This window comes from uncultured Shimia sp., from assembly GCF_913054185.1.
GTDB lineage: Bacteria > Pseudomonadota > Alphaproteobacteria > Rhodobacterales > Rhodobacteraceae > Shimia.
On sequence record NZ_CAJXIV010000142.1, the window covers coordinates 1 to 6,945 of the forward strand.

Sequence of the window (6,945 nt, forward strand, 5' to 3'; positions counted from 1 at the left end):
AGGCTCAGGCTCAGGCTCAGGCTCAGGCTCAGGCTCAGGCTCAGGCTCAGGCTCAGGCTCAATCGGTTCCGCTTCAGAGTCCGGCGCTTCCTCCTCTGTTACCAGAGCTTCAGGTGATGCGTCGTCCCCGGCTTCTACCCAATCATCCTCGGATTCCAAGTCCCAATCGGCACCGCCGAGATCGATGTCGTCGGCATTTTCCTCCTCGCCCTCAGGGAGATCCTGGTCCAAATCGGTCTCAGCTTCTATGGACAGTTCAGGAGGCTCAACCTCTTCGAAAACGGCTTCTTCGGACGCGGGATCGGTTGGATGGGGCTCTGCGGAGGTTTCCTCCGGAGTGTCCTGCTCAACTGGGGCGTCCGCTGGTGCTTCGGCCAGCATATCGGCGTCTACCTGAAACCAGGTGTTGCCACAGTTGGAACATTGCACATCCCTCCCGCCGGTCGGAATGATGTCGTCTGGCACTTCATATTGTGCCCCGCAATTTGGGCAAGTTAGCCGCATACTCGTCCCCTGCTGTCGAAGTTCTTGCTTTTGTTAAGGAACCATATTCTGAAACATCTCTTGGCGAAAGTGCAAAGGCGACGTGGAACAGATTGCAACCAAGGCGATGCTCGTGCACAACAATCGGGACAAATGAGGTCTCAGGTGATCGAACTAGACAATATTGCGTATAGCTATGGCGGCGGTGAGCTGCTGAGCGAGGTGTCCTTGAAATTGGCACCCGGATCTTTCCATTTTTTGACTGGTCCTTCCGGATCGGGGAAGACCACATTTCTTAAGCTGTGTTACGGCGCGTTGAGCCCGACAGCGGGGCAGGTACAACTGTTTGGCAAAGATGTGCGTGAGATGGATCGGGAGGATCATGCGATGACCCGGCGTCAGATTGGCGTGGTTCATCAGGATTGCCAGTTTCTGGATCACTTGTCGGTACGGGAGAACGTTGCCCTGCCTCTAACCGTGGCCAGCAGAGACTCGCTTGAGCAGCACTCCAACCTGAAGGAGCTTTTGACTTGGGTTGGTTTGGGCCATCGGGCAAGTGCGCTTCCACCGGAGCTGTCTGGGGGCGAACGGCAGCGGGCGGCGTTGGCACGCGCGGTGATTATGTCTCCAGACGTGGTGTTGGCAGATGAGCCTACTGGCAACGTGGACTGGGAAATGTCGCAGCGTTTGTTGCAGCTCTTGGTGGAGCTCAACAAAATGGGCAAAACGATACTGATCGCGACGCACGATTTGAACCTGATCCGGTCGGCGAAACATCATGTGCAGGCGCGGGTGCTGCGGATTTCGGGACGTAAGTTGCAACTGGCTGGGGCGGATCTATGAGCACAGGTCTGCAGCTCTCGAAGCTGATCATGGGTGACGCACAGGCGGATCGCGTGGTGCCGCCAACTGGATTTACCGCTCGGTTGACGCTGTTTGCGGCCGGTGCGATGGCGTTTTTGACTGTGTTTGCTTTGGCGTTGTCGCTGGCATCGGGTCGTTTGGCGACGCGTTGGGGGGATGAGTTGGCTCAAAGCTCGACGTTGCGCATTTCTGCGCCTGCCGAGCAAATGGCGGCGCAAACAGCCGCGGCGCTGACGGTGCTGGATAGCACGCCGGGGATCGCCTCGGCGCGGGCGTTGAGTGTGGAGGAGCAGCGAAGCCTTTTGGTGCCGTGGTTTGGACCAGACTTGCCGCTTGATAGCCTGCCGGTTCCGCAGCTCATCGAGATTGTGGAAACTGAAGAGGGCTATGACGGTGCGGGGTTGCGCCTGCGCTTACAAGCGGAAGTGCCTGGCGCGGTGTTGGATGACCACACCCGTTGGCGGCGTCCGTTGGAGCGGGCTGCGGGACGACTGCGGTTGCTAGGTTGGGTGTCGATTGGCCTAATTGGGGCTGCGACGGCGGCGATGATCACTCTGGCCGCCAATGCCGCGCTTGCGGCAAATGCACAGGTGATTTCTGTGCTGCGCTTGATTGGCGCACGGGACAGCTATATCGCGCGGGCTTTTGTGCGCCGCTTTACTCTACGCGCCTTGTCGGGGGCGGCTGTTGGCACTGCGCTTGGTGCATTTTCCGTGTTTCTGCTGCCGGCGACGCAGGAAAGCGGAAGCTTTTTGACGGGGCTGGGCTTCCAAGGTCTCGGCTGGGCGCTTTTGACGTTGATCCCAGTGCTTGCCGCAGTGGTGGCTTATGTGGCCACAGGAGCCGCAGCACGACGTACTTTAGGGGAGTTGACCTAATGCGCTTGGCGTTTCGATGGGTGATGTCGATCATCTATGTGGTTCAGAATGCAGTTGTTATGTTGGCCATGGGGATTGTGTTTTTTCCTTGGGCGCTGCTGTCGCCCAAAGGCGCGATGACCGCTTGTAAAACTTATGCCACATGGGCGATTTGGTCAGCCCGCTGGCTTGTGGGCATTCGCTCAGAAGTGCGTGGCGAGGTGCCAAGCGGAGCAGTTTTGGTGCCAGCAAAGCACCAGTCTTTCCTTGATATTATGATGATCTTTAAAGCGGTGCCGCAGCCACGCTTCATCATGAAGTATGAGCTTCTGTTTACGCCGATCATTGGTGTCTACGCGTGGCGCTTGGGCTGTGTGCCGGTGCGACGCGGGAAACGTGGGGCCGCGATCAAAGCCATGCTGACAGATGTGGATAGCGGACGGGTGCCTCCGGGGCAGCTGGTGATCTATCCGCAAGGCACGCGTGTGCCGGTTGGCGAGCACATGCCCTACAAGGTTGGGCCGTATGTGCTGTACAAGGAGACCGGTCAGACGGCGGTGCCGGTGGCGACCAATGCGGGCATGTTCTGGCCCAAGGGCACGATGCTGCGCACGCCGGGCCTGGCTGTGGTCGAGTTCCTGGAGCCAATTGAGCAAGGCGCGGATCAGAAAGAGTTTATGGTGCGGTTGGAAGAAGTGATTGAGACCAAGTCCAACGCGTTGATGGTGGAAGCGGGGTTTGATCCGGATGCAGTACGTCAGTGATATCGCCGAACTAGAAGCGCTTTACGGCACGCCAGCTTCGGCGTCCGTCAATAAGGTGGCACGGCAAATGACGCCGCTCTATCGCAAGTGGATCATGGCGTCGCGGTTTTGTGTGCTGTCCACTGTGGGGCCGGAAGGCACCGATGGCAGCCCGCGGGGAGACGATGGCCCTGTGGTGCGCGAACTGGATGAACACACCTTGGCGATGCCGGACTGGCGCGGCAATAACCGGATAGACACGCTGCGCAACATCGTGGCGGATGGGCGGATCTCGCTGATGTTTGTGGTGCCGGGCTCCAACAATGTGGTGCGTGTGAATGGTGTTGCCAAGGTGACCACTGACGCTGCGCTGTGCGAGAGTTTTGAGGTGCAGGGCAAACACCCGCGCGCGGTGATTGTGATCAAAATTGGCGAGATCTACACGCAATGTGCGCGGGCGGTGATGCGAGCTGGGCTATGGACGCCTGAGGACGAGAGCGCTGACCTGCCCACGGTGGGGCAGATTTTGGCGGAGCAAACCGATGGCGCTGAAGGCGGTACACCCTACGACGAGGGCTGGGGCGCACGGGCGGCGAAGACCATGTGGTAGCCGACGAAGGCCATCACTGCAAAAGAAAAGGGCGCCCCAAGAGGCGCCCTTTGGTGTTCTAGGTAAACAGCTTAGCTGTGGATTGCGCCGTCGCCGCAAGCGAGCGCGGCTTCGCGGACGGCTTCGGAGTAGGTTGGGTGCGCGTGGCAGGTCAGGGCGATGTCCTGAGCCGAGGCGCCAAACTCCATGGCCACACAGAGTTCGTGGATCATGTCGCCCGCTGCCGGGCCGATAATCGCTGCGCCAAGCACGCGGTCGGTTTCTTTGTCGGTGATGATTTTCACAAAGCCTTCGCCTTGGTGCACAGCTTTGGCACGCGCGTTGCCCATGAACATGAACTTGCCAATTTTAAGCTTGCGACCTTCGGCCTTCAGCGCGGCTTCGGTGGCACCCACGGTGGCCACTTCTGGGGTGGTGTAGACCACGCCCGGGATCACGCCGTAATTCACGTGGCCATGTTTGCCAGCCATCACCTCAGCTACAGCCATGCCTTCGTCTTCGGCTTTGTGGGCCAACATTGGGCCTTCGATCACGTCGCCGATGGCGTAGATGCCTGGCACGTTGGTGGCCCATTTGCCGTCCACGGCGATCTGGCCGCGTTCGGTCATTTTCACGCCAAGCGCGTCCAGCCCCAGGCCTTCGGCGAAAGGTTTACGACCGGTGGCAACCAGAACCACATCCGCGTCCACAACCTCTTCGTCGCCGCCTTTCTTAGGCAGGTAACGCACTTTGGCCTTGGTTTTGGTGGCGTCCACGCCTTGCACAGCCGCGCCCATGATGAACTTAAGGCCTTGTTTTTCAAGGATACGCTTGAACGTGCGCTGCACATCCGCGTCCATGCCGGGGCAGATCGCGTCCATGTATTCCACAACGGTCACGTCCGCGCCGAGGCGGGCGTAAACAGACCCCAGTTCCAGACCAATCACGCCAGCGCCGATCACGGTCATTTTCTTTGGCACCTTTGGCAGATCCAGCGCGCCGGTGCTATCGACCACGATGCCTTTGTCGTTGTCGACCTCAACACCTGGCAGGGAGGACGGCACGGAACCGGAGGCAATCACGATGTTCTTGGCTTCGTGAGTGTCGTCACCCACTTTGACCTGACCCGCAGCCGGGATCGACGCCCAACCTTTGAGCCAATCGATCTTGTTCTTCTTCATCAAAAACTCGATGCCGCCGGTGTTTTGTCCAACAACATCAGTCTTGTAAGCCTTCATCTGCGTCCAATCGACGGATTGGGTTTTGCCCTTCAGGCCCATGTCGGCAAAGTTGTGCTCGGCCTCATGCAGCATGTGGGTTGCGTGCAGCAGCGCCTTGGACGGGATACAGCCGACGTTCAGGCAGGTGCCGCCCAGCGTTTCGCGGCCTTCCACGATGGCGGTTTTCAGACCGAGCTGTGCGCAGCGGATTGCAGAGACGTAGCCGCCAGGGCCTGCGCCGATGATGATGACGTCATATTGAGCCATAGGTGTGTTTCCTTGGTCTATTGCTGGGGCGTGATGCCCCGAGTTGTAGAAAAACTCTCACTACAAGAGATTGATATGGTTGGTCTTTATTCGGGTTTCAACAGTTTAACGGTGACGTTGGTGATGCCGTCGCGCTCCATATGCATGGCAAGGCTTTCGCTGTCAAAAAAGGCGCGAGCCTTGTCTTTGTCAACGATGGCAAAGAGGGCGATGGCGTGGTTTTCGCGGTCGGGATCGGACCAGACGTTGAGGTCCACAATTCCGGCAGCTTTGCGGTTGGCGGCGTCCTGCCGGAAGACGGTGAGCCAGGCGTCAAAATCGGCAACATCAGCTTGCCAGAGCACATGGGTGGGCATGGTCTATCCTCCTATGTCCTGCGTCTCACGCGGCGAAGGTCCAGCGGCGGGCAGGGGAAATGCGCGTCTCTCCAATGGGGCCAGTTTGGGCGATTTTTGCACGTCTGCATAGCGTCGGTATTGCGTCTGTATCGCGGAGGTGGGGAAATAGGGGGCGAAGTGCTGTAAGCGGCGCTGCCCCTGAGGCATCTGCGATGCCTCTACCCCGGGATATTTGGGGCAAGAAGAAGGGCGCCAAAGTTCAAAGGGTCGCACGGTACTCATCCTCAAAGGCAGCAAGCATGGTCTCTGCTTTGTCGCGATCTGTGGCCGACAGCATTGGGCGTTGCGCGTCCAGTTGGCCCTTGATCAGGCGAAACTCTTCTTCGGTGAGGAGGTGTCCACGCTTCAAAATTGCTTTGACGACGATCTTTGGGTTGTCGATATCATCCCACAGGTTGCGGCCAGACAGATCGCGATAGGATTGGAGGAAAAGGTTCGCTTTTTGCGAGTCTTCCTCTTGCAAGTCTTCCAGCGTTTCCAAGCTGTCGTAGATTGCCTCGCGAACCCCCGAGCAGACTTGGCTCAAAGTCACTCTGCCATGATCGACCAAACTTAGGGCCTGTTGCTTGGAGGGCGTGTCTTTCTGGAAATTGATCTCTGGTGCGATCGGAACCACCAGATCTTCAACTTTACTGATCAATTCAAGAACTTCGTAAAGCTGATGGAACTCAGCCAGAAGTTCTTCGCGGGATCTGCGCTTGGCCATCTCACACCTCCGCTCGGGCCACATGTGGCCCGGGCAGCGCACGACCCTCCCCACGGGAGGGCGCTTCACGCCCACCCAGGGTCGTGTACTGCCCTCTGTGAGGAAGGTCGACCATCAGATCAGAGATCCATCAGCAGGCGGCGTGGGTCTTCCAGCGCTTCTTTCACGCGCACGAGGAAGGTCACGGCACCTTTGCCGTCCACGATGCGGTGATCGTAAGACAGGGCCAGATACATCATTGGACGGATCACAACTTCGCCGTTGATCGCCATGGGACGGTCCTGAATTTTGTGCATGCCGAGGATGCCGGACTGCGGTGGGTTCAGGATTGGCGAGGACATCAGGGAGCCATAGACACCGCCGTTGGACAGCGTGAAGGTGCCGCCCTGCATTTCCGCCATGGACAGTTTGCCGTCACGGGCACGTTTGCCTTTTTCCGAGATGGCTTTTTCGATCTCAGCAAACGACATGCTGTCGGCGTCGCGGATTACAGGCACAACCAGACCGGTTGGCGTGCCAGCGGCCACCCCCATGTGCACGAAGTTTTTGTACACGATGTCGGTGCCGTCGATCTCTGCGTTCACCTCTGGTACTTCTTTCAGAGCGTGCACACAAGCTTTGGTGAAGAAGGACATGAAGCCCAAACGCACGCCGTGCTTTTTCTCAAACTGGTCTTTGTACTGGCTGCGCAGTGCCATGACCTCGCCCATGTCGACCTCGTTGTAGGTGGTCAGCATGGCGGCGGTGTTCTGGCTTTCTTTCAGACGCTTGGCGATGGTCTGACGCAGACGGGTCATTTTCACGCGCTCTTCGCGGGA

Annotated in this window: 9 protein-coding genes; 4 read left to right on the plus strand and 5 right to left on the minus strand. The window is 58.4% G+C overall.

Features of this window, described 5'->3' with window-relative positions; all coding sequences use genetic code 11:
* Nucleotides 1–504, minus strand: a 504-nt coding sequence (locus QZ517_RS19220) for a zinc-ribbon domain-containing protein (protein WP_294230386.1), incomplete at its 3' end; no start/stop codon positions are given.
* 144 nt (nt 505–648) lie between these two features.
* Between QZ517_RS19220 and QZ517_RS19225 the strand changes: the two genes are divergently transcribed.
* From QZ517_RS19225 to QZ517_RS19240, 4 genes are read left to right on the plus strand one after another with little or no spacing between them, the layout of a single operon-like run.
* Complete coding sequence (locus QZ517_RS19225) at nt 649–1,326, plus strand: ATP-binding cassette domain-containing protein (RefSeq protein ID WP_294230389.1); 678 nt, start codon at nt 649–651, stop codon at nt 1,324–1,326.
* Complete coding sequence (locus QZ517_RS19230) at nt 1,323–2,225, plus strand: FtsX-like permease family protein (protein ID WP_294230392.1); 903 nt, start codon at nt 1,323–1,325, stop codon at nt 2,223–2,225. The genes QZ517_RS19225 and QZ517_RS19230 overlap by 4 nt, the downstream gene beginning before the upstream one ends.
* A complete protein-coding gene (locus QZ517_RS19235; protein ID WP_294230395.1) occupies nt 2,225–2,968 on the plus strand; it encodes a lysophospholipid acyltransferase family protein in 744 nt (247 codons plus the stop codon). Before QZ517_RS19230 ends, QZ517_RS19235 begins: the two co-directional genes overlap by 1 nt.
* On the plus strand, nt 2,952–3,557 hold the full coding sequence (locus QZ517_RS19240; protein WP_294230412.1) for a pyridoxamine 5'-phosphate oxidase family protein: 606 nt from the start codon (nt 2,952–2,954) through the stop codon (nt 3,555–3,557). The genes QZ517_RS19235 and QZ517_RS19240 overlap by 17 nt, the downstream gene beginning before the upstream one ends.
* A gap of 71 nt (nt 3,558–3,628) precedes the next feature.
* Here QZ517_RS19240 and lpdA read toward each other — a convergent pair whose 3' ends face one another.
* From lpdA to odhB, 4 genes are all read right to left on the minus strand, one after another.
* Nucleotides 3,629–5,023 (minus strand): dihydrolipoyl dehydrogenase, encoded by a 1,395-nt coding sequence (gene lpdA / locus QZ517_RS19245; RefSeq protein ID WP_294230400.1) that lies wholly within the window; start codon nt 5,021–5,023, stop codon nt 3,629–3,631.
* A gap of 86 nt (nt 5,024–5,109) precedes the next feature.
* A complete protein-coding gene (locus QZ517_RS19250; protein ID WP_294230403.1) occupies nt 5,110–5,379 on the minus strand; it encodes a hypothetical protein in 270 nt (89 codons plus the stop codon).
* Between the two features lie 241 nt (nt 5,380–5,620).
* Nucleotides 5,621–6,127 carry a hypothetical protein gene (locus QZ517_RS19255; protein WP_294230406.1) on the minus strand — a complete coding sequence of 169 codons (507 nt, stop codon included), beginning with the start codon at nt 6,125–6,127 and terminating at the stop codon, nt 5,621–5,623.
* A 119-nt stretch (nt 6,128–6,246) separates the two neighbouring features.
* On the minus strand, nt 6,247–6,945 hold a 699-nt coding region (gene odhB / locus QZ517_RS19260), incomplete at its 5' end, for a 2-oxoglutarate dehydrogenase complex dihydrolipoyllysine-residue succinyltransferase (RefSeq protein ID WP_294230409.1).